The organism is Enterobacter quasihormaechei (assembly GCF_004331385.1).
Taxonomy (GTDB): Bacteria; Pseudomonadota; Gammaproteobacteria; order Enterobacterales; family Enterobacteriaceae; genus Enterobacter; species Enterobacter quasihormaechei.
In genome coordinates this window covers 36408-56399 of sequence record NZ_SJON01000012.1, presented here as the reverse complement: position 1 = coordinate 56399, position 19992 = coordinate 36408, and the positions used below count along the sequence as shown (strand labels likewise).

19 protein-coding genes are annotated in these 19992 nt (G+C 56.3%); 10 read left to right on the top strand and 9 right to left on the bottom strand.

Annotated features, from left to right (window positions below):
- Positions 1–8 precede the first annotated feature (8 nt).
- Genes gyrB through dnaA form a run of 4 tightly spaced genes read right to left on the bottom strand, consistent with a single transcriptional unit; the run spans position 9 to position 6021 of the window.
- On the bottom strand, positions 9–2420 hold the full coding sequence (gene gyrB, locus E0L16_RS15540; RefSeq protein ID WP_063452049.1) for a DNA topoisomerase (ATP-hydrolyzing) subunit B: 2412 nt from the start codon (positions 2418–2420) through the stop codon (positions 9–11).
- Between the two features lie 28 nt (positions 2421–2448).
- Positions 2449–3522 carry a DNA replication/repair protein RecF gene (gene recF, locus E0L16_RS15535; protein WP_059294145.1) on the bottom strand — a complete coding sequence of 358 codons (1074 nt, stop codon included), beginning with the start codon at positions 3520–3522 and terminating at the stop codon, positions 2449–2451.
- Positions 3522–4622, bottom strand: a complete 1101-nt coding sequence (gene dnaN / locus E0L16_RS15530; protein ID WP_003861122.1) for a DNA polymerase III subunit beta — start codon at positions 4620–4622, stop codon at positions 3522–3524. The genes recF and dnaN overlap by 1 nt, the downstream gene beginning before the upstream one ends.
- Positions 4623–4626: 4 nt before the next feature.
- The gene (gene dnaA / locus E0L16_RS15525) at positions 4627–6021 is read right to left on the bottom strand and encodes a chromosomal replication initiator protein DnaA (protein ID WP_131637290.1); all 1395 of its coding nucleotides are present in this window, start codon (positions 6019–6021) and stop codon (positions 4627–4629) included.
- 637 nt (positions 6022–6658) lie between these two features.
- Between dnaA and rpmH the strand changes: the two genes are divergently transcribed.
- The 9 genes from rpmH (at position 6659) to E0L16_RS15480 (ending at position 14179) form a co-directional block, all read left to right on the top strand.
- Entirely contained in the window at positions 6659–6799 is a 141-nt protein-coding gene (rpmH, locus tag E0L16_RS15520; RefSeq protein WP_000831330.1) for a 50S ribosomal protein L34, read from the top strand.
- 16 nt (positions 6800–6815) lie between these two features.
- Positions 6816–7175: a ribonuclease P protein component gene (gene rnpA, locus E0L16_RS15515; RefSeq protein WP_006808764.1), complete on the top strand. Its 360-nt coding sequence runs from the start codon at positions 6816–6818 to the stop codon at positions 7173–7175.
- A complete protein-coding gene (gene yidD, locus E0L16_RS15510; RefSeq protein WP_001307474.1) occupies positions 7139–7396 on the top strand; it encodes a membrane protein insertion efficiency factor YidD in 258 nt (85 codons plus the stop codon). The genes rnpA and yidD overlap by 37 nt, the downstream gene beginning before the upstream one ends.
- A 2-nt stretch (positions 7397–7398) precedes the next feature.
- Entirely contained in the window at positions 7399–9042 is a 1644-nt protein-coding gene (gene yidC / locus E0L16_RS15505; RefSeq protein WP_003861138.1) for a membrane protein insertase YidC, read from the top strand.
- Positions 9043–9114: 72 nt separating this feature from the next.
- On the top strand, positions 9115–10479 hold the full coding sequence (gene mnmE, locus E0L16_RS15500; RefSeq protein WP_063868610.1) for a tRNA uridine-5-carboxymethylaminomethyl(34) synthesis GTPase MnmE: 1365 nt from the start codon (positions 9115–9117) through the stop codon (positions 10477–10479).
- A gap of 112 nt (positions 10480–10591) precedes the next feature.
- Positions 10592–11767: an MFS transporter gene (locus tag E0L16_RS15495; protein WP_063868608.1), complete on the top strand. Its 1176-nt coding sequence runs from the start codon at positions 10592–10594 to the stop codon at positions 11765–11767.
- On the top strand, positions 11736–12707 hold the full coding sequence (gene yidZ, locus E0L16_RS15490; protein ID WP_063868605.1) for an HTH-type transcriptional regulator YidZ: 972 nt from the start codon (positions 11736–11738) through the stop codon (positions 12705–12707). Before E0L16_RS15495 ends, yidZ begins: the two co-directional genes overlap by 32 nt.
- 122 nt (positions 12708–12829) lie before the next feature.
- Positions 12830–13576, top strand: a complete 747-nt coding sequence (locus E0L16_RS15485) for a 4'-phosphopantetheinyl transferase family protein (protein ID WP_131637288.1) — start codon at positions 12830–12832, stop codon at positions 13574–13576.
- Positions 13577–13612: 36 nt separating this feature from the next.
- The gene (locus tag E0L16_RS15480; protein ID WP_131637286.1) at positions 13613–14179 is read left to right on the top strand and encodes an NADPH-dependent FMN reductase; all 567 of its coding nucleotides are present in this window, start codon (positions 13613–13615) and stop codon (positions 14177–14179) included.
- A 91-nt stretch (positions 14180–14270) separates the two neighbouring features.
- On the opposite strand, the gene adeP is transcribed toward E0L16_RS15480, so the two are convergent.
- Positions 14271–15608, bottom strand: a complete 1338-nt coding sequence (adeP, locus tag E0L16_RS15475) for an adenine permease AdeP (RefSeq protein WP_139152660.1) — start codon at positions 15606–15608, stop codon at positions 14271–14273.
- A 165-nt stretch (positions 15609–15773) separates the two neighbouring features.
- Between adeP and yieH the strand changes: the two genes are divergently transcribed.
- Entirely contained in the window at positions 15774–16439 is a 666-nt protein-coding gene (gene yieH / locus E0L16_RS15470) for a 6-phosphogluconate phosphatase (protein WP_131637284.1), read from the top strand.
- A 45-nt stretch (positions 16440–16484) separates the two neighbouring features.
- On the opposite strand, the gene phoU is transcribed toward yieH, so the two are convergent.
- The 4 genes from phoU to pstC are packed head-to-tail and all read right to left on the bottom strand — an operon-like array spanning position 16485 to position 19907.
- Complete coding sequence (gene phoU, locus E0L16_RS15465) at positions 16485–17210, bottom strand: phosphate signaling complex protein PhoU (RefSeq protein WP_003861153.1); 726 nt, start codon at positions 17208–17210, stop codon at positions 16485–16487.
- Between the two features lie 26 nt (positions 17211–17236).
- A complete protein-coding gene (gene pstB / locus E0L16_RS15460; RefSeq protein ID WP_003861154.1) occupies positions 17237–18010 on the bottom strand; it encodes a phosphate ABC transporter ATP-binding protein PstB in 774 nt (257 codons plus the stop codon).
- A gap of 47 nt (positions 18011–18057) precedes the next feature.
- The gene (gene pstA, locus E0L16_RS15455) at positions 18058–18948 is read right to left on the bottom strand and encodes a phosphate ABC transporter permease PstA (RefSeq protein WP_003861156.1); all 891 of its coding nucleotides are present in this window, start codon (positions 18946–18948) and stop codon (positions 18058–18060) included.
- Positions 18948–19907, bottom strand: a complete 960-nt coding sequence (gene pstC, locus E0L16_RS15450; protein ID WP_022649877.1) for a phosphate ABC transporter permease PstC — start codon at positions 19905–19907, stop codon at positions 18948–18950. The genes pstA and pstC overlap by 1 nt, the downstream gene beginning before the upstream one ends.
- Between the last annotated feature and the right edge of the window lie 85 nt (positions 19908–19992).

Below are 19992 nucleotides of genomic sequence, written 5' to 3'. Positions count from 1 at the left end.
AGCGACGATTAGATATCGATATTCGCCGCCTTCAGGGCGTTCTCTTCGATGAACGCACGACGTGGTTCAACCGCATCGCCCATCAGGGTGGTGAACAGCTGATCCGCTGCAATCGCGTCTTTAACGGTGACGCGCAGCATGCGACGGCTTTCCGGATCCATGGTGGTTTCCCACAGCTGATCCGGGTTCATTTCGCCCAGACCTTTATAACGCTGAATAGAGAGGCCACGACGGGATTCTTTCACCAGCCATTCCAGCGCCTGCTCGAAGCTGGCTACCGGCTGACGACGCTCGCCACGTTCGATAAACGCATCTTCTTCGATCAGACCACGCAGCTTCTCGCCGAGGGTGCAGATACGGCGGTATTCCGGACCGGTCACAAATTCGTGCTCCAGCGGGTAGTCGGTATCGACGCCGTGGGTACGCACGCGCACAATCGGCTCGAACTGCTGTTCAGCGTTCTGCTGAACGTCGAACTTCCACTGGCTGCCGTGCTGCTCTTTCTCGTTCAGCTCGCTCACCAGGGTATTCACCCAGCGGGTTACGGCCTGCTCGCTGCTCAGATCGGCTTCGGTCAGGGTTGGCTGATAAATCAGCTCCTTCAGCAGCGCTTTCGGATAGCGGCGCTCCATGCGGCCAATCATTTTCTGCGTGGCGTTGAACTCGGAGACCAGACGCTCCAGCGGCTCGCCGGCCAGCGCTGGTGCGCTGGAGTTCGCGTGCAGGGTCGCGCCGTCAAGGGCGATCGCGATTTGGTACTGATCCATCGCCTCGTCATCCTTAATGTACTGTTCCTGCTTGCCTTTTTTCACCTTGTACAGCGGTGGCTGCGCAATGTAGACGTGACCGCGCTCAACGATTTCCGGCATCTGACGATAGAAGAAGGTCAACAGCAGCGTACGAATGTGCGAGCCGTCGACGTCCGCATCGGTCATGATGATGATGCTGTGATAGCGCAGCTTGTCCGGGTTGTACTCGTCGCGCCCAATGCCGCAGCCGAGCGCGGTAATGAGCGTCGCCACTTCCTGAGAAGAGAGCATCTTGTCGAAGCGTGCTTTCTCAACGTTAAGGATTTTACCCTTCAGCGGCAGGATCGCCTGGTTCTTACGGTTACGGCCCTGTTTCGCAGAACCGCCCGCGGAGTCCCCTTCCACGAGGTACAGTTCAGACAGCGCCGGGTCGCGTTCCTGGCAGTCAGCCAGCTTGCCCGGCAGGCCTGCCAGGTCCAGCGCGCCTTTACGACGGGTCATTTCACGGGCTTTACGCGCCGCTTCACGGGCACGTGCCGCATCAATAATTTTGCCCACCACGATTTTCGCGTCGGACGGGTTTTCCAGCAGGTATTCGCTCAGCAGTTCGTTCATCTGCTGCTCAACCGCCGATTTCACCTCAGAAGAGACCAGCTTGTCTTTGGTCTGAGAGGAGAACTTCGGATCCGGCACCTTCACGGAGACCACGGCAATCAGGCCTTCACGGGCATCGTCGCCGGTGGCGCTGACTTTCGCTTTTTTGCTGTAGCCTTCTTTGTCCATGTAGGCGTTCAGGGTACGGGTCATCGCCGCGCGGAAGCCCGCAAGGTGAGTACCGCCGTCGCGCTGCGGAATGTTGTTGGTAAAGCAGTAGATGTTTTCCTGGAAACCGTCGTTCCACTGCAATGCCACTTCGACGCCGATACCGTCTTTTTCGGTAGAGAAGTAGAAGATATTCGGGTGAATTGGCGTTTTGTTCTTGTTCAGATACTCAACGAACGCCTTGATACCGCCTTCGTAGTGGAAGTGGTCTTCTTTGTTGTCGCGTTTGTCGCGCAGACGAATCGACACGCCGGAGTTCAGGAACGACAGTTCGCGCAGGCGTTTCGCCAGGATGTCGTACTCAAACTCGGTAACGTTGGTGAAGGTTTCGAGGCTCGGCCAGAAACGCACCATGGTGCCGGTTTTATCGGTATCACCCGTCACGGCCAGCGGAGCGTCAGGCACGCCGTGCTGGTAGATCTGACGGTGAATTTTGCCTTCGCGCTGGATAACCAGCTCCAGCTTCTGCGACAGGGCGTTTACCACGGAAACGCCTACGCCGTGCAGACCGCCGGAAACCTTATAGGAGTTATCATCGAACTTACCGCCTGCGTGCAGCACGGTCATGATCACTTCCGCAGCCGATACGCCCTCTTCCGGGTGAATACCGGTTGGGATGCCACGACCGTCATCGGTAACGGACACGGAGTTGTCCGCATGGATCGTGACCACGATGTCTTTACAGTGACCCGCGAGCGCTTCGTCGATAGCGTTATCTACCACCTCGAATACCATGTGGTGCAGACCGGTGCCGTCATCCGTGTCGCCGATATACATACCCGGGCGCTTACGCACCGCATCCAGCCCTTTCAGGACTTTGATACTGGAGGAGTCATAAGAATTCGACATCAACGTTTCTCGCTCATTTCAACTTGGGTTAATCCGTTATTTTACCCTTTTCCACGGTAAACATCTTCGAATTTTCGTCCGACATGTCCATAACGTGTTCAGCGCTAATGGCGCTGACGAAAACCTGCGACTGCGTGGCTTTTAAGCGGCTGGCAAGCAGCCCGCGCCGCGCGTCGTCAAGTTCCGAGGCAAAATCATCTATCAGGTACAGGCAGCGTCGCCCGCTTTCGCGGGTGAGGAACTCACCCTGCGCCAGGCGTAGCGCGCACATCAGGAGCTTCAGCTGCCCGCGCGACAGCGTATCTTCCACCGGCGCACCGTCAGCACGAATGCGGAAATCCGCCTTGTGCGGGCCGTGCGCGGTGTAGGTCAACATGCGGTCGCGCTCGAAGCTTCTCTCTAACACCTCGGCATAATCCGTCTCTTTCTCCCAGCCGCGCTGGAAGGAGAAGGTAAGAGAGAACTCGGGTAAAAACTGTTTGCAGGTGTCGGCCATGTCTTCGGCGATACCTGCGCTGTATTCGGCACGCCAGCGGCTGATCTGTTCCGCGAGAGGGATGAGTTCCATGTCCCACGGACGCAGCTGGGCATAGCGCGTGACCTGGCGCAACGCGGCGTTACGCTGTTTAAGCAGACGCTTCAGGTTGCTCCAGGCGTTAAAGAAACCGGCTTCATTGTGAAAGCATCCCCAGTCGAGGAACGCTCTTCTGTATTTGGGGCCGCCGTTGAGTAAAGTAAACCCCTCGGGCGTAATCAGCTGCATTGGCATCAGTAGCGCCAGCTCCGCCACCTTGTGGCCGTCGGTGCCATCGATGCGCACCTTGCTGTCGCCCTGCTTGTCTTTGGTCAGGCCGATGGCGGTTTCCCGCTCTGCGCCCTGCAAACGCCCGTGCAGAACAAAAGAGTCCTGCTCGTGGCGAATCACGCGACCAATTTGCAAACTGCGAAACGCCCGGCCATGGCCGAGCGTATAGATGGCTTCCAGCACGCTGGTTTTGCCGCTGCCGTTCGCGCCAACCAGGAAGTTAAAGCCGGGGGATAAAGCGAGATCCGCGCTTTCGATATTGCGAAAGTCGCGGATCAACAGACGGGTGAGCGACATTACAGTCTCATTGGCATGACAACATAAGCCGCGCTTTGGCTGGCCGCATCTTCAATCTGTACGCTCGAAACGGAGTCGGTCAGCAGAATACGCACATTCTCGCATTTCAGTGCATTGAGCACATCCAGCACGTAGCTGACGTTGAAGCCGATTTCCATCTCAGCCCCGGCGTAGGTGACGTCCAGAATCTCTTCTGCCTCTTCCTGCTCCGGGTTGTTGGCGGTGATTTTGATCTGGTTTTCACTCACGTACAGACGTACGCCGCGGAATTTCTCGTTCGAGAGAATGGCCGCGCGGGCAAACGCCTGCTTAAGGATATCGCAGCCCGCTTCCAGCGTTTTATCCGGGTTCTTCGGCAATACACGGCGATAATCCGGGAAACGACCGTCAACCAGCTTCGACGTAAAGACAAAATCACCCACGTGGGCACGGATGTTATTGCTGCCAATCTGCACCCGCAGCGGCGTGTCACCGCCGTCGAGCATACGCATCAGTTCAATCACGCCTTTACGCGGCACGATCACCGAATGGTTCGGCAGCGAGTCGCCAATCGGCATGGAACAGACCGCCAGACGGTGGCCGTCGGTGGCCACGGTACGCAGCTCTTCACCTTCGGTTTCGAACAGCATGCCGTTTAAGTAGTAACGAACGTCCTGATGCGCCATGGAGAACTGCGTGGCTTCAATCAGACGCTTCATCGTCGCCTGCGGCAGGGTAAATTCAACTTCGCTCTGCCAGTCGTCCAGGTTCGGGAAATCCGCAGCGGGCAGCGTGGAAAGGGAGAAACGGCTGCGGCCAGAGCGCACCAGCATGCGGTCGCCCTCCAGCTGCACGGCGATTTCAGCGCCTTCCGGCAACCCACGGCAGATATCAAAGAATTTACGTGCCGGAACCGTGGTCGCGCCCGCGTCGTGCGGCTGAGTCAGCGTAACGCGCGCGATCATTTCCATTTCCAGATCTGTGCCGGTCAGCGACAGCGTACCGTCCGCGACCTGAAGCAGCAGGTTTCCAAGAATAGGCAGCGTTGGGCGGCCGCCTAACGGGCCACTCACCTGTTGCAGCGGCTTTAATAAATGTTCACGTTCAACGGTAAATTTCATAGCGTCACGATGATAATGTTCTGATTAAATTGGAAAAATCTTCTTTTATGTCGTGGCTTTCTTCGCGTAACTGCTCAATCTTGCGACAAGCGTGCAGCACGGTCGTATGGTCACGGCCACCAAACGCATCGCCGATTTCCGGCAGGCTGTGGTTGGTTAGCTCTTTTGCCAGCGCCATCGCCATCTGACGCGGACGCGCCACCGAGCGGGAACGACGTTTAGACAGTAAATCTGCCACTTTGATCTTGTAGTACTCAGCCACCGTCTTTTGAATATTGTCGATAGTGACCAGTTTTTCCTGCAATGCCAACAAATCGCGCAGCGCTTCACGCACAAAATCGATGGTGATCGCACGACCGGTGAAATTGGCGTTAGCGATAACGCGGTTCAGCGCGCCCTCCAGCTCACGAACGTTGGAGCGCAGGCGCTTGGCAATAAAGAACGCCACTTCGCCCGGCAGGCGAATGTCGTTCTCGTCGGCTTTTTTCATCAGGATCGCGACGCGGGTTTCCAGCTCCGGTGGCTCGATCGCCACGGTCAGGCCCCAGCCGAAGCGGGATTTCAGACGATCTTCAACGCCGTTGATCTCTTTAGGATAACGATCCGAGGTCAAAATGATCTGCTGATTGCCTTCCAGCAGGGCGTTAAAGGTGTGGAAAAACTCTTCCTGCGATCGTTCTTTATTGGCAAAGAACTGAATGTCATCGATCAGCAGCGCATCAACGGAACGGTAGTAGCGTTTAAACTCTTCGATCGCATTGTTTTGCAGGGCTTTTACCATGTCCTGAACGAAGCGCTCGGAGTGCATATACACCACTTTCGCATTCGGCTTACGCGCCATAATGCCGTTACCCACCGCGTGCAGAAGGTGCGTTTTACCGAGACCCGTGCCGCCATAAAGAAACAGCGGGTTATACGCGCCACCGGGGTTATCAGCAACCTGGCGAGCCGCCGCGCGCGCCAGCTGGTTCGACTTACCTTCAACGAAGTTATCGAACGTGTGCTTCACGTTCACGTTAGAGCGGTAGGTAGGCTCAGCGGGGGCAGGAACGTTATCCCAGCCCTGACGAGCCGGTGCAACGCGGGGCGCTGGAACGGGCGCCGCCTGTGCAGGGGCTGCCACATTGACAACTTCACGAACGGTTTGGGTGACCGGCTTTGTGCCCACTTCAAAACGCAGCTGTGGGGCATCTGACCCGCAAAAATCGTTCAGCAGTCCATTGATGTTATTAAGGTATTTATCCCTTACCCAATCGAGCACGAAACGGTTTGGCGCATACAAAGCCAGCGTGTTATCGCTCAGTTCCGCCTGCAACGGGCGGATCCACATACTGAATTCTGTGGCTGGTAACTCATCCTGCAATCGGGCAAGACACTGCTGCCAAAGCGAAAGTGACACGGCGGACTCCACTCGAACAATAAAAGAAAACTATTGAATATTCATGATTGTTGGCGCACATCGACATGACCCCATCAGGGTGATGTGCGAACCGCTATCTGCGGTTATACACGCTATCGTTGATACAACCTGAACGATGTTGTGTTTATGCCCGACCAGGATCGCTGGATCCCGATCGGGACCGCGGATCATAGCCTAAACTGAGCCAGAGATCTTCTGTTTCTCACAGATTCTTCCCGATTTATCCACAGGATGATCCGGAATCGGGTAAGTGTAAACGATCCTGACGCGAGTGCCCCGCGATTTAGCCCGCATATTGGAAAATTTAATGAGCACAGACGATTTTTGGCTTAAATGATCTAACGAAGATCCGGGACGATCCTTGCGCTTTGTGGATGACTCCGTATAATCCTCGACCCGGCGCGTGATGCTCATCTTCCTGCGTCGTCCGTTGCTCATTTTCCACGCGAAATCGTGCGGAAATACGCGGGAAATAAGGAAAGAGAATTGACTCCGGAGTGTACAATTATTACAATCCGGCCTCTTTAATCACCCACGGCTTCGGCGTCCGTCATTCGAAACTCGGTCGGGCATCCGCAAAAGTCATGAATTTTTTCAAGTTTAGGTAGAAATCGCCATGAAACGCACTTTTCAACCGTCTGTACTGAAGCGCAACCGTTCTCACGGCTTCCGTGCTCGTATGGCTACTAAAAATGGTCGTCAGGTTCTGGCACGTCGTCGTGCTAAAGGCCGCGCTCGTCTGACCGTTTCCAAGTAATAAAGCTAACCCCTGAGTGGTTAAGCTCGCATTTCCCAGGGAGTTACGTTTGTTAACTCCCACTCATTTCACTTTCGTCTTCCAGCAGCCATTACGGGCTGGCACGCCGCAAATCACCATCCTCGGCCGCCAAAATTCGCTGGGGCATCCCCGTATCGGTCTCACAGTCGCCAAGAAAAACGTTAAGCGTGCGCATGAACGCAACCGGATTAAACGTCTGACGCGTGAAAGCTTCCGTTTACGTCAGCACGAACTGCCTTCTATGGATTTCGTGGTGGTGGCTAAAAAAGGGGTTGCCGACCTCGATAACCGTGCTCTCTCGGAAGCGTTGGAAAAATTATGGCGCCGCCACTGTCGCCTGGCTCGCGGGTCCTGATAGCCCTTATCAGGGTCTATCAACGCCTGATTAGTCCGCTACTCGGGCCACATTGCCGTTTCACCCCTACGTGCTCAAGCTACGGAATTGAGGCATTGCGCAGGTTTGGAGTGATAAAAGGCAGTTGGTTGACGGTGAAACGCGTATTAAAATGCCACCCTTTACACCCAGGTGGAGACGACCCCGTCCCTCCAGGACCCTTTGATACCAGAGAACACTAACGATGGATTCGCAACGCAATCTTCTTATCATCGCTTTGTTGTTCGTGTCTTTCATGATCTGGCAGGCATGGGAGCAGGATAAAAATCCTCAACCCCAGCAGCAGACCACGCAGACCACGACCACCGCAGCGGGTAGCGCCGCCGACCAGGGCGTACCGGCCAGTGGCCAGGGGAAACAGATTACGGTTAAGACCGATGTGCTTGAGCTGACTATCAACACCCGTGGTGGTGATGTTGAGCAGGCGCTGCTGTTGACCTACCCGAAAGAGCTGAAGTCTACCGAACCGTTCCAGTTACTGGAAACCACGCCTGAATTTATCTACCAGGCACAGAGCGGCCTGACCGGTCGTGATGGCCCGGATAACCCGGCTAACGGTGCGCGTCCACTGTATAACGTCGAAAACGACACGTTTGTGCTGGCTGATGGTCAGAACGAACTGGTTATTCCGATGACCTACACCGACGCGGCAGGCAACACCTTCACCAAAACCTTCACCCTGAAACGCGGTGAGTATGCGGTGAACGTGGGCTACAGCGTGCAGAACGCCGGTGCGAAACCGCTGGAAATCTCTACCTTTGGTCAGCTGAAGCAGTCCATCAATCTGCCGTCTCACCGTGACACCGGAAGCAGCAACTTTGCGCTGCATACCTTCCGTGGCGCGGCATACTCCACGCCAGATACCAAGTACGAGAAATACAAATTCGACACCATTGCCGATAACGAAAACCTGAACGTCAGCTCTAAAGGCGGCTGGGTCGCAATGCTGCAACAGTATTTCGCGACGGCGTGGGTACCGAACAACGACGGTACGAATAACTTCTACACCGCGAACCTCGGCAACGGTATTGCAGCCATCGGCTACAAATCTCAGCCGGTTCTGGTACAGCCGGGTCAAACCGGTAAGCTGGCAAGCACCCTGTGGGTCGGTCCGGAAATCCAGGACAAAATGGCTGCCGTTGCGCCGCACCTGGATCTGACCGTTGATTACGGTTGGTTGTGGTTCATCTCTCAGCCGCTGTTTAAGCTGCTGAAGTTCATCCACAGCTTCCTGGGTAACTGGGGCTTCTCCATCATCGTTATCACCTTTATCGTTCGTGGCATCATGTACCCGCTGACGAAAGCGCAGTACACCTCCATGGCGAAGATGCGTATGCTACAGCCGAAGATTCAGGCTATGCGTGAGCGTCTGGGCGATGACAAACAGCGTCAAAGCCAGGAGATGATGGCCCTGTATAAAGCAGAGAAAGTAAACCCACTGGGTGGTTGCTTCCCGCTGCTGATTCAGATGCCAATCTTCCTTGCGCTGTACTACATGCTGATGGGTTCCGTTGAGCTGCGCCACGCGCCGTTCGCCCTGTGGATCCATGACCTGTCCGCACAGGACCCGTACTACATCCTGCCGATCCTGATGGGCGTGACGATGTTCTTCATCCAGAAGATGTCTCCGACCACCGTGACCGACCCGATGCAGCAGAAGATCATGACCTTTATGCCGGTCATCTTCACCGTGTTCTTCCTGTGGTTCCCGTCAGGTCTGGTGCTGTACTATATCGTCAGCAACCTGGTGACCATCATCCAGCAGCAGCTGATTTACCGTGGTCTGGAAAAACGTGGCCTGCATAGCCGCGAAAAGAAAAAGTCCTGATTCGGTAAGTTAACGCTAAAATAAGGGCGGTCGATTGACCGCCTTTTTTATTTGTATTGAACGAGAGCAACCATGAGCCATAACGACACTATCGTCGCCCAGGCAACCCCACCGGGACGCGGTGGTGTAGGCATTCTGCGTATCTCCGGCCTGAAGGCGCGTGAGGTGGCCGAAGCGGTGCTGGGTAAACTGCCAAAGCCGCGCTACGCTGATTATCTGCCGTTTAAAGATGCCGACGGCACCCCGCTGGACCAGGGCATCGCGCTGTGGTTCCCCGGCCCGAACTCCTTTACCGGCGAAGACGTGCTGGAACTTCAGGGCCACGGCGGTCCGGTGATCCTCGACCTGCTGTTAAAACGTATTCTGACCCTGCCTGGCCTGCGCATTGCGAAGCCGGGCGAATTCTCCGAGCGTGCGTTCCTGAACGACAAGCTCGACCTGGCGCAGGCCGAAGCGATTGCTGACCTGATCGACGCCAGCTCCGAACAGGCGGCCCGCTCCGCGCTGAACTCGTTGCAGGGCGCGTTTTCTGCACGCGTAAATCATCTTGTGGAAGCACTTACTCACCTGCGAATCTATGTCGAAGCGGCTATCGACTTCCCGGACGAGGAGATCGACTTCCTTTCTGACGGCAAAATCGAAGCCCAGCTGAACCAGGTGATGAACGATCTGGATGCTGTCCGCGCCGAAGCGCGCCAGGGCAGCCTGCTGCGTGAAGGCATGAAGGTGGTCATTGCCGGACGCCCTAACGCCGGGAAATCGAGCCTGCTGAACGCCCTGGCGGGCCGTGAAGCGGCGATCGTCACCGACATCGCCGGCACCACCCGCGACGTACTGCGCGAGCATATCCATATCGACGGCATGCCGCTGCACATCATTGATACCGCCGGCCTGCGCGATGCGAGCGATGAAGTCGAGCGTATCGGCATCGAACGCGCCTGGCAGGAGATTGAGCAGGCCGATCGCGTGCTGTTTATGGTAGACGGCACCACGACCGACGCCGTAGACCCGGCAGAGATTTGGCCGGACTTTATTGCCCGTCTACCTGCCAAACTGCCGATCACCGTAGTGCGCAACAAGGCAGACGTGACCGGCGAAACGCTGGGCCTCAGTGATGTGAATGGTCACTCACTTATTCGCCTGTCGGCCCGTACCGGGGAAGGCGTAGAAGACCTGCGTAACCATCTCAAACAGAGCATGGGCTTCGACACCAGCATGGAGGGTGGCTTCCTGGCGCGTCGTCGTCACTTGCAGGCGCTGGAAGAGGCGGCTCGCCACCTTGAGCAGGGCAAAGCCCAGCTGATCGGCGCGTGGGCCGGTGAGCTGCTGGCGGAGGAACTGCGTCTGGCGCAGCAGAATCTGAGCGAGATCACCGGGGAATTTACGTCCGACGATCTGCTGGGACGGATTTTCTCAAGCTTCTGTATTGGTAAGTAATTCCCGTTAGTACAGGGTGATTTCCTCCAGGGAAATCACCATTGTCCAAATGGCAACTCGCTTTATTCCCTCCATGCCCCCTATCCTGCATGCCTGCATCCATGGGGGATTTATGGCTCGTTTTCTGTTCTGTAGTTTTGCACTCGTTCTGCTTTATCCATCCGGCATTGATATGTATCTGGTGGGGCTACCGCATATTGCCCGCGATCTGGGGGCCAGCGAGGCGCAGCTGCACATCGCGTTTTCGGCTTACCTTGGGGGGATGGCGTCGTCGATGGTGTTTGCCGGGAAAATCGCGGATAAAGCCGGTCGTCAGCCCGTCGCCATTACGGGTGCGGTTATCTTTGCGCTGGCATCGGTCCTGTGTTCAATGGCTCAGGAAAGCACAATGTTCCTGGCAGGGCGCTTTATTCAGGGCATTGGCGCGGGTGGATGCTACGTGGTGGCGTTTGCCATTCTTCGCGATACCTTAAGCGCCCAGCGCCGCGCCAGGGTGCTGTCGATGCTGAACGGCATTACCTGCATCATCCCGGTGCTGGCGCCGGTCGTGGGCTACCTGATCATGCTGAAATTTCCATGGCAGAGCCTTTTCTGGACCATGGCCACCATGGGCACTATCGTCTTTATTCTGTCCGTGACGGTGCTGAAAGAGACCCATCCCGGTTCGCAGCAGATGCACCACGCTGCTACCTTTCATCCGGCTGAAAAGCTTCTGAATCGCTTTTTCCTGAGCCGCCTGACCATCATCACGCTCAGCGTGGCGGTGATCCTCACCTATGTAAACGTTTCCCCGGTGTTATTGATGGAAACGATGGGCTTCGATCGCGGTGAGTATTCGACGATGATGGCGCTCAATGCAATGGTCAGCATGGTGGTTTCATTCTCGATGCCCTTTGCACTCAATATTTTCCGCCAGCGCACGATGATGCTCACTTCACAGACGCTGTTTCTCGCCGCCGGCGTGATTCTGGCGACCGCCACCTCACACGCGCTGATGCTGGTGAGTATGACCCTGATCTGCGCCGGATTCTCCGGCGGCTTCGGCGTGGCGATGAGTCAGGCGCTTGGTCCGTTCTCACTGCGGGCTGGCGTGGCAAGCTCGGTGCTGGGCATTGCGCAGGTCTGCGGTTCGTCGCTGTGGATTTGGCTGGCGGCAGTGATCGGCCTTCACGCGCTGAATATGCTGATCGGGGTGCTGATTGGCTGTAGCATACTTAGCATTATCTTACTTATGGTCATCCAGCCCGCGGCGCACTATGAAGAAGCCCATCAGCAGTCTCGATCTTAATCTTTTACTTTGCCTGCAACTGTTGTTGCAGGAGCGCAGCGTCACCAAAGCCGCGAAGCGGATGAACGTGACGCCGTCCGCGGTGAGTAAATCGCTGGCGAAGCTGCGCGACTGGTTCGACGATCCGCTGTTTGTAAAAACGCCTTTAGGACTACTGCCCACGCCGCTGACGGTGAGCCTGGAACAGGACCTGGCCGACTGGATGCAGATTGGTAATCAGATCGTCGATAAATCTCACCACAGCTCTCCTGGCGGGCTCAAGTTTGTGCTCGCCGCCGAAACGCCGCTGATGCTGATTCGCTTTAACACCCTGCTGGAGCAGGTGAATCAGCGCTACCCGCAGGCGACGGTGAAGTTGCGCCAGTGGGATTACGATTCGCTGGACGCCATTACGCGCGGGGAGGTCGACCTCGGTTTTACCGGCCGCGAAACGCACCCGCGCTCCCGCGAGCTGCTGAAGCTGATGCCGTGGTTTATTGACTACGAAATCCTGTTCAGCGACCGTCCGTGCGTCTATTTGCGAGAAGACCATCCGGCACTTCGCGAAGCGTGGAACCTCGAGACGTTTCTGCGCTACCCGCACATCAGCATCTTCTGGGAGCGCAGCGATACCTGGGCGCTTGATGAAGTGCTAAAGGAGATGGGCCGCGAGCGCAACGTCGCCATGTGCCTGCCCGGCTTTGAACAGTCGATGTTTGTGGCGGCCCAGCCGGACCACAACTGCATTGCCACTGCGCCTTACTACTGCCATCACTACAATCAACTCCACCAGCGTAAACTGGTCTGCCTTCCCATTCCCATCGATGAGGCACAGGCAGAAAAGTTGACCGTCCCCTTCACGCTCATCTGGCATAAGCGGAACAGCCATAATCCGAAAATTATCTGGCTGCGCGAAACCATAAAAGCCCTGTATACCGCGCCAGGTCAGGTTTTTGCCTAAGATAATGTAAAGTTCGGTCCTCAGGCTTCTCTTATTTCTATTTACTGATTAAAACAGAAGCTGAGTTAAGCGATAATTATGTAACCGTTTAACCGACTACGACCATTATCAAGGAGCGAAAAATGGCTACGCACTTTGCACGAGGAACATTAGCGGAAGGGCATCTCGTATCGGCCAGAATGTCTTCAGCCTGCCACAGTGAGGCGCTCAAGCTACCTGAACACCGCAGGACGCGGTTTTTAGCATCCAGAGCACTTCTCGCAGAACTGCTTTTTATGCTGTACGGCACCAGCGAATTACCGGACATACTCAACCAGCCAGAAGGTCGCCCGGTTTTTGCGGACCCGGCACTCCCCCATTTTTCCATTGCGTACACCGGCAACATTGTTGGCGTCGCGCTGACCACCGAAGGCGATTGCGGGCTGGATATGGAGTTGCAACGCGTCACGCGCAGCTTCCACGGGGCTAACGCGCTTGATGAATACCCGCTCTCAAGCAATGAAATGCTGTGGATACGTAACCAGAACGACCCCGTTGAAGCCAGAGCGCAGCTCATTACCCTTCGCCAGAGCATCCGCAAACTGAGCGGTGCGGCGTCAGACGACGCCAGCCTGTTGCAGCTGCTGCCTGGCTCCGGACGCCTGCGGGCCACAAAAGCCTCGCTGGTAGAGGCGCTCAGCGACGCTGAGGACGTGTTGATCTGGTCTGTTGCGGTGAGTCCCGCCATCGAACGGCTGAAAATCTGGGAATTTGACAGTATTCGCGGTTGGCGTAGTCTTCCGGATGTCCCCGAGCGCGCCAACGAGCCCGCCGCGCGCCTGATGCGATTAACCAGTTTACCGGCAGAAAAAGCATACACCCATAGCTGATCCGTCCAGGATCATCATGATGAAACAGGAGTAATCATGTCTGATACGTTGAAAGTTGTTACGTTACTGGGAAGCCTGCGCAAAGGTTCTTTTAACGGGATGGTTGCCCGTACGCTGCCGCAGCTGGCGCCTGCGGGAATGGAAATCAGTGCCCTGCCGTCTATTGGCGACATCCCGCTTTATGATGCTGACGTTCAGCAGGAAGAAGGGTTTCCGCAGAGCGTGGAAGCGATAGCCGAGCAGATCCGCCAGGCTGACGGCGTGGTGATTGTAACGCCAGAATATAACTACTCGGTGCCGGGTGGCCTGAAGAACGCGATTGACTGGTTATCCCGTTTACCGGAGCAGCCGCTGTCAGGCAAACCGGTGCTGATCCAGACCAGCTCTATGGGCGCTATCGGCGGCGCGCGCTGCCAGTATCACCTGCGTCAGATCCTGGTATTCCTGGATGCGATGGTCATGAACAAGCCGGAATTTATGGGCGGTGTGATTCAGAACAAGGTCGACCCGCAGACGGGTGAAGTGGTGGATCAGAGCACGCTTGACCATCTCTCTGGCCAGCTGACCGCGTTTGGGGATTATATTAAGCGGGTTAAAGCCTGATAAAAAAGCCCGGTGGCGCTAGCGCTTACCGGGCCTACACGCGTCAGTAGGTCAGGTAAGCGAAGCGCCACCTGACACCACAAACCGCACCTTAGTGCGCGTCAATAAACACAATCTTCAGCACAAACAGCAGCGCCACAATCATCACGCACGGGCTGAGTTCGCGGAAGCGACCGGTACCGATCTTCATCACACAGTAAGAGATAAAGCCCAGCGCGATCCCTTCGGTGATCGAGAAGCTGAACGGCATCATCACGGCTGTAATAAAGGCTGGCACCGCTTCGGTTAAATCTTCCCACTTCACGCGCGCCAGGCTTGAGGTCATCAGCACGCCGACATAAATCAGCGCACCCGCCGCCGCGTACGGTGGCACCATCCCGGCGAGTGGAGAGAGGAAGATCACCAGCAGGAACAGCAGACCCACCACCACCGCCGTCAGGCCGGTACGGCCGCCCACGGAGACGCCGGAAGAGGATTCAATGTAAGCGGTAACAGACGAGGTGCCGATGAAAGAACCCGCAACGGAAGAGATGCTATCCACATACAGCGCCTGCTTCATGCGCGGGAATTTGCCTTTCTCGTCCGCCAGACCCGCTTTGTCCGTCACGCCAATCAGCGTACCGGAGGAGTCAAACAGGTTGACCAGCATGAAGGAGAAGATCACCCCCGCCAGGCCCAGGTTCAGAGAACCCGCCAGATCAACGTGACCAATCACGGTAGAGACGCTCGGCGGCGCAGAGACAATACCGCTGTAATGCACGTCACCCAGCATCCAGCCCAGCAGCGTGGTCACGATGATAGAGACCAGCACCGCAGCGTGGATGTTGCGCGACGCCAGGATCGCGATGATGAAGAAGCCCAGCACGCCCAGCAGCACGCTGTGCGAGGTCAGGTTACCGATGCTCACCAGCGTTTCCGGGTTCGCCACGATCACACCGGCGTTTTTCAGCCCCATCATGCCGATGAACAGACCGATACCGCTGGTGATACCCACGCGCAGGCTCACCGGGATATTGGCAATCATCCAGTAGCGGACACGGAAGATGGTCAGCAGCAGCAGGCCGACCGCACCCCAGAAGATAGCGCCCATCCCAACCTGCCACGGCAGGCCCATCGCCTGAACCACCACGAACGCGAAGAACGCGTTCAGACCCATCGCCGGGGCCAGCGCCACGGGCAGGTTAGCGAAAACGCCCATCAGAATGCTGCCAAGGGCCGCGATCAGACAGGTGGTAACAAAGACGGCGCTGGTGTCCATGCCAGCCACGCCCAGAATTTGCGGGTTCACAAAAACGATGTAGACCATCGTCAGGAAGGTAGTAAAACCGGCGATCACTTCGGTGCGTGCCGTTGTGCCGTGCTCGCGCAGTTTGAATACGCGCTCAAGCAGACCCTGACCAGATGTCTGGGTTGTGTGTTGTTGACTCATCATCAATTTCCGAACAAGGAGGGAAAATTCGTCGCTATCCTATACCAAAATGCGACAATAGTGGCGGTTACGGGATACTTTTTTCATTGATTTTGCTTATACGGCAACGATTGCGTCTCGTAAATCTGTCGTACGTAAACGTTAAACTTGTTAAAAGGGAAGGGCATGTCCGGAATTGAAGCGGTATTTTTCGACTGTGACGGTACGCTGGTCGACAGTGAGGTCATTTGTTCCCGCGCGTATGTCGCCATGTTCCATGAATTTGGCATTACGCTCGATCTCGAAGAGGTGTTCAAACGCTTTAAGGGCGTGAAGCTGTACGAGATCATCGACATCATTAACGAAGAGCACGGGGTGGATCTGGCGAAAGCGGATCTGGAACCGGTGTACCGCGCCGAGGTCGCACGCCTCTTCGACGCCGAGCTGGAGGTTATCGCCGGCGCTAACGCGCTGCTGGATGCGATGACGGTGCCGATCTGCGTGGTCTCTAACGGCCCGGTCAGCAAAATGCAGCATTCGCTCGGCAAGCTGGACATGCTGCACCACTTCCCGGAAAAACTGTTCAGCGGCTACGATATCCAGCGCTGGAAGCCCGATCCGGCATTGATGTTCCACGCGGCGAAGGCGATGAACGTCAACGTGGAGAACTGCATTCTGGTGGATGACTCGTCTGCGGGCGCGCAGTCGGGGATTGATGCAGGAATGGAAGTGTTTTACTTCTGTGCCGACCCGCACAACAAGCCGATCGATCATCCAAAAGTGACGACCTTCACCGACCTGGCGCAATTGCCAGAGTTGTGGAAGGCGCGCGGGTGGGATATTACGCGTTAAGCTAACGTAGGGCGGGTAAGCGCCTAGCGCCACCCGCCACAAACATCACTCTTTCGGATCTTTACCCGCCAGCAGCTTGTCCAGCTCGTCGCCGCCCACGTGACGGAAGTCCTGCCCCTTCACGAAGTAGAAGATGTATTCGCAAATGTTCTGGCAGCGGTCGCCAATACGCTCGATTGAGCGCGCGCAGAACAGCGCGGTCAGCACGCTTGGAATGGTACGGGAATCTTCCATCATGTAGGTCATCAGCTGACGCACAATGCCTTCGTATTCCTGGTCAACTTTCTTGTCTTCACGGTAGATACGCACCGCTTCGTCCAGATCCATGCGCGCAAAGGCGTCCAGCACGTCGTGCAGCATCTGCACGGTGTGGCGACCGAGAGACTCCAGGCTGACCAGCAGCGGCTGGTGCTGCTGAGAGAATTTCTCCAGCGCGGTGCGGCAGATTTTATCCGCGACGTCGCCAATACGCTCCAGCTCGGCGATAGTTTTGATGATCGCCATGACCAGACGCAGGTCGCTCGCGGTCGGCTGACGCTTGGCAATGATGCGCACACACGCTTCGTCGATGGCGACTTCCATCATATTGACGTTGTGATCGCCTTCGATAACGCGCTTCGCCAGCTCGCTGTCCTGGTTGTGCATCGCCGTGATCGCATCAGAAAGCTGCTGCTCGACCATGCCGCCCATGGTCATCACCTGGGTGCGAATGCTTTCCAGCTCTGCGTTAAACTGGCCGGAAATGTGTTTATTAAGATTGAGGTTGTCCATGGTTTCTCCACATGCACTAAGGCAAATCAACCGTAGCGGCCAGTAATGTAATCTTCGGTTTGTTTCTTCGCGGGCCGGGTGAACAGCGCGTCCGTATCGCTGAACTCAATCAACTCGCCCAGGTACATAAACGCCGTGTGGTCAGAACAACGGGCAGCCTGCTGCATGTTGTGGGTGACGATCACCACGGTGTAATCCTGCTTCAGCTCGGTGATCAGCTCTTCAATACGCCCGGTTGAGATCGGGTCCAGCGCTGAGCACGGCTCATCCAGCAGCAATACTTCCGGGCGAATGGCGATACCGCGCGCAATGCACAGACGCTGCTGCTGACCACCGGAGAGAGAGTACCCGCTCTGGTGAAGTTTATCTTTGGTTTCGTTCCATAATGCGGCCTTGGTCAATGCCCACTGCACGCGCTCGTCCATGTCCGCACGGGAGAGCTTTTCAAACAGTCGCACGCCAAAGGCGATGTTGTCATAGATCGACATCGGGAACGGCGTGGGTTTCTGGAACACCATCCCCACCTTCGCGCGCAGCAGGGCGATATCCTGGGTATTGGTCAGGATGTTGTCACCGTCCAGCAGAATTTCACCTTCCGCACGCTGCTCCGGATAGAGCGAATACATTTTGTTGAAGGTGCGCAACAGCGTGGATTTACCACAGCCAGACGGACCGATAAATGCCGTGACCTGGTTCTTCGCGATATCCAGGTTGATATTCTTCAGGGCATGGAATTTGCCGTAGTAGAAGTTCAAATCACGAACCTGAATCTTACCCGGGGCAGTATCAACCATACTCATTGACTCATTTCCTCATTCGGCGCCGCGATGTGCCGCGCCGTAAAAATTTAACCGTGTTTCTTCTTCGCGAAAATGACGCGCGCCAGAATGTTCAGCAACAGTACGCAAAGGGTGATGATCAGCACCCCGGCCCAGGCCAGCTGCTGCCATTCCGCGAATGGGCTCATCGCAAATTTAAAGATCGTCACCGGCAGGTTGGCGATCGGCTGCATCATGTCCGTGCTCCAGAACTGGTTGGAGAGCGCGGTAAACAGCAGCGGTGCGGTTTCACCGGCGATACGGGCGATAGCCAGCAGGATACCGGTCATGATCCCCGAGACGGACGCTTTCAGGGTGATCGCCGAAATCATCTTCCATTTCGGCGTGCCCAGCGCGTAAGCCGCTTCACGCAGGCTGTCCGGCACCAGTTTCAGCATGTTTTCAGTGGTACGAATAACGATAGGCACCTGCAACAGCGCCAGCGCAATCACACCCGCCCAGCCGGAGAAGTGTTCCATTTGAGCCACCACGATGGTGTAAACAAACAGACCCACAACAATCGATGGGGCAGACAGCAGAATGTCGTTAATAAAGCGGATGACTTCAGCGATCCAGGATTTACGGCCATACTCCGCCAGATAGATACCCGCCATGATGCCCAGCGGCGTACCGAAAACGGTCGCCCACAGGATCAGCAGGCCGCTACCCGCCAGGGCGTTTGCCAGACCACCGCCCGCCGTGTTCGGCGGCGGCGTCATCTCGGTGAACAGCGCCAGGGACATTCCATCGATGCCGCGGGTGATGGTGGACATCAGGATCCAGATCAGCCAGAACAGGCCGAACGCCATCGTGGCCATGGAAAGCGTCAGCGCAATGCGGTTTTTAATCCGGCGCTTTGACTGCATTTTGCGACGGGATTCCGCAAGCTGAGCGGTGTTTTGCATGTCGAGAGTCGCCATTAGCGTGCCCCCTCGTTTTTAGCCAGACGCATAATCATCAGCTTGGAGATAGCCAGTACGATAAAGGTGATAACAAACAGGATCAGGCCCAGCTCCATCAGCGCGGCAACGTGCAGCCCGGATTCCGCTTCGGCGAATTCGTTCGCCAGCGCAGAGGTAATGCTGTTGCCCGGCATGTACAGAGAGACGCTGTCGAGCTGGTAGGTGTTGCCGATGATAAATGTCACCGCCATGGTTTCACCCAGCGCGCGGCCTAAGCCCAGCATGATGCCGCCGATCACCCCATTTTTGGTGAACGGAAGGACGATGCGCCAGATAACCTCCCAGGTGGTGCAGCCGATACCGTAGGCCGACTCTTTCATCATCACCGGGGTTTGTTCGAAGACATCGCGCATAACCGCCGCAATGTACGGAATAATCATGATGGCGAGGATCACGCCAGCCGCCAGAATACCGATACCGAATGCCGGACCGGAGAACAGGGCGCCCACAAACGGAACGGCAGAAAGCACGTTACCGACCGGCTCCTGGAAGTACGTTGCAAACAGCGGAGCAAAGATAAACAGGCCCCACATGCCGTAAACGATACTTGGAATGGCCGCCAGCAGTTCGATGGCGATACCCAGCGGGCGTCGCAGCCAGCCCGGCGCCAGCTCTGTCAGGAACAGGGCAATACCGAAGCTTACCGGCACCGCAATCAGCAGGGCGATAAAGGAGGTTACCAGCGTGCCGTAAATCGGCACCAGCGCACCGTAGATATCGTTCGGCGCATCCCACTCTTTGGTCCACAGGAAGGCGAAACCAAATTTCTGAATGCTCGGCCAGGAGGAAAAGATCAGGGACACGATAATGCCGCCCAGCAGCAATAGCACAATCAGCGCAGCCAGTTTCACCAGGGCGCTGAAAATCATGTCACCTTTTTTACCCGGAGGGTTAAATGCAGGCTTGGTTGCAGCCATAAATTACTCTTCTTTTTGAGACGTCTTACGAATATGCCCGGTGGCGCTGACGCTTACCGGGCCTACAGGATGAACCGTAGGGCGG

Coding starts and splice junctions, on each gene's coding strand:
- yidC (WP_003861138.1), top strand. CDS start 7,399: ATGGATTCGCAACGCAATCTTCTTATCATCGCTTTGTTGTTCGTGTCT.
- gyrB (WP_063452049.1), bottom strand. CDS start 2,420: ATGTCGAATTCTTATGACTCCTCCAGTATCAAAGTCCTGAAAGGGCTG.
- dnaN (WP_003861122.1), bottom strand. CDS start 4,622: ATGAAATTTACCGTTGAACGTGAACATTTATTAAAGCCGCTGCAACAG.
- E0L16_RS15495 (WP_063868608.1), top strand. CDS start 10,592: ATGGCTCGTTTTCTGTTCTGTAGTTTTGCACTCGTTCTGCTTTATCCA.
- yidZ (WP_063868605.1), top strand. CDS start 11,736: ATGAAGAAGCCCATCAGCAGTCTCGATCTTAATCTTTTACTTTGCCTG.
- rpmH (WP_000831330.1), top strand. CDS start 6,659: ATGAAACGCACTTTTCAACCGTCTGTACTGAAGCGCAACCGTTCTCAC.
- yidD (WP_001307474.1), top strand. CDS start 7,139: ATGGCGCCGCCACTGTCGCCTGGCTCGCGGGTCCTGATAGCCCTTATC.
- phoU (WP_003861153.1), bottom strand. CDS start 17,210: ATGGACAACCTCAATCTTAATAAACACATTTCCGGCCAGTTTAACGCA.
- pstA (WP_003861156.1), bottom strand. CDS start 18,948: ATGGCGACTCTCGACATGCAAAACACCGCTCAGCTTGCGGAATCCCGT.
- pstB (WP_003861154.1), bottom strand. CDS start 18,010: ATGAGTATGGTTGATACTGCCCCGGGTAAGATTCAGGTTCGTGATTTG.
- adeP (WP_139152660.1), bottom strand. CDS start 15,608: ATGAGTCAACAACACACAACCCAGACATCTGGTCAGGGTCTGCTTGAG.
- E0L16_RS15480 (WP_131637286.1), top strand. CDS start 13,613: ATGTCTGATACGTTGAAAGTTGTTACGTTACTGGGAAGCCTGCGCAAA.
- E0L16_RS15485 (WP_131637288.1), top strand. CDS start 12,830: ATGGCTACGCACTTTGCACGAGGAACATTAGCGGAAGGGCATCTCGTA.
- recF (WP_059294145.1), bottom strand. CDS start 3,522: ATGTCGCTCACCCGTCTGTTGATCCGCGACTTTCGCAATATCGAAAGC.
- pstC (WP_022649877.1), bottom strand. CDS start 19,907: ATGGCTGCAACCAAGCCTGCATTTAACCCTCCGGGTAAAAAAGGTGAC.
- mnmE (WP_063868610.1), top strand. CDS start 9,115: ATGAGCCATAACGACACTATCGTCGCCCAGGCAACCCCACCGGGACGC.
- yieH (WP_131637284.1), top strand. CDS start 15,774: ATGTCCGGAATTGAAGCGGTATTTTTCGACTGTGACGGTACGCTGGTC.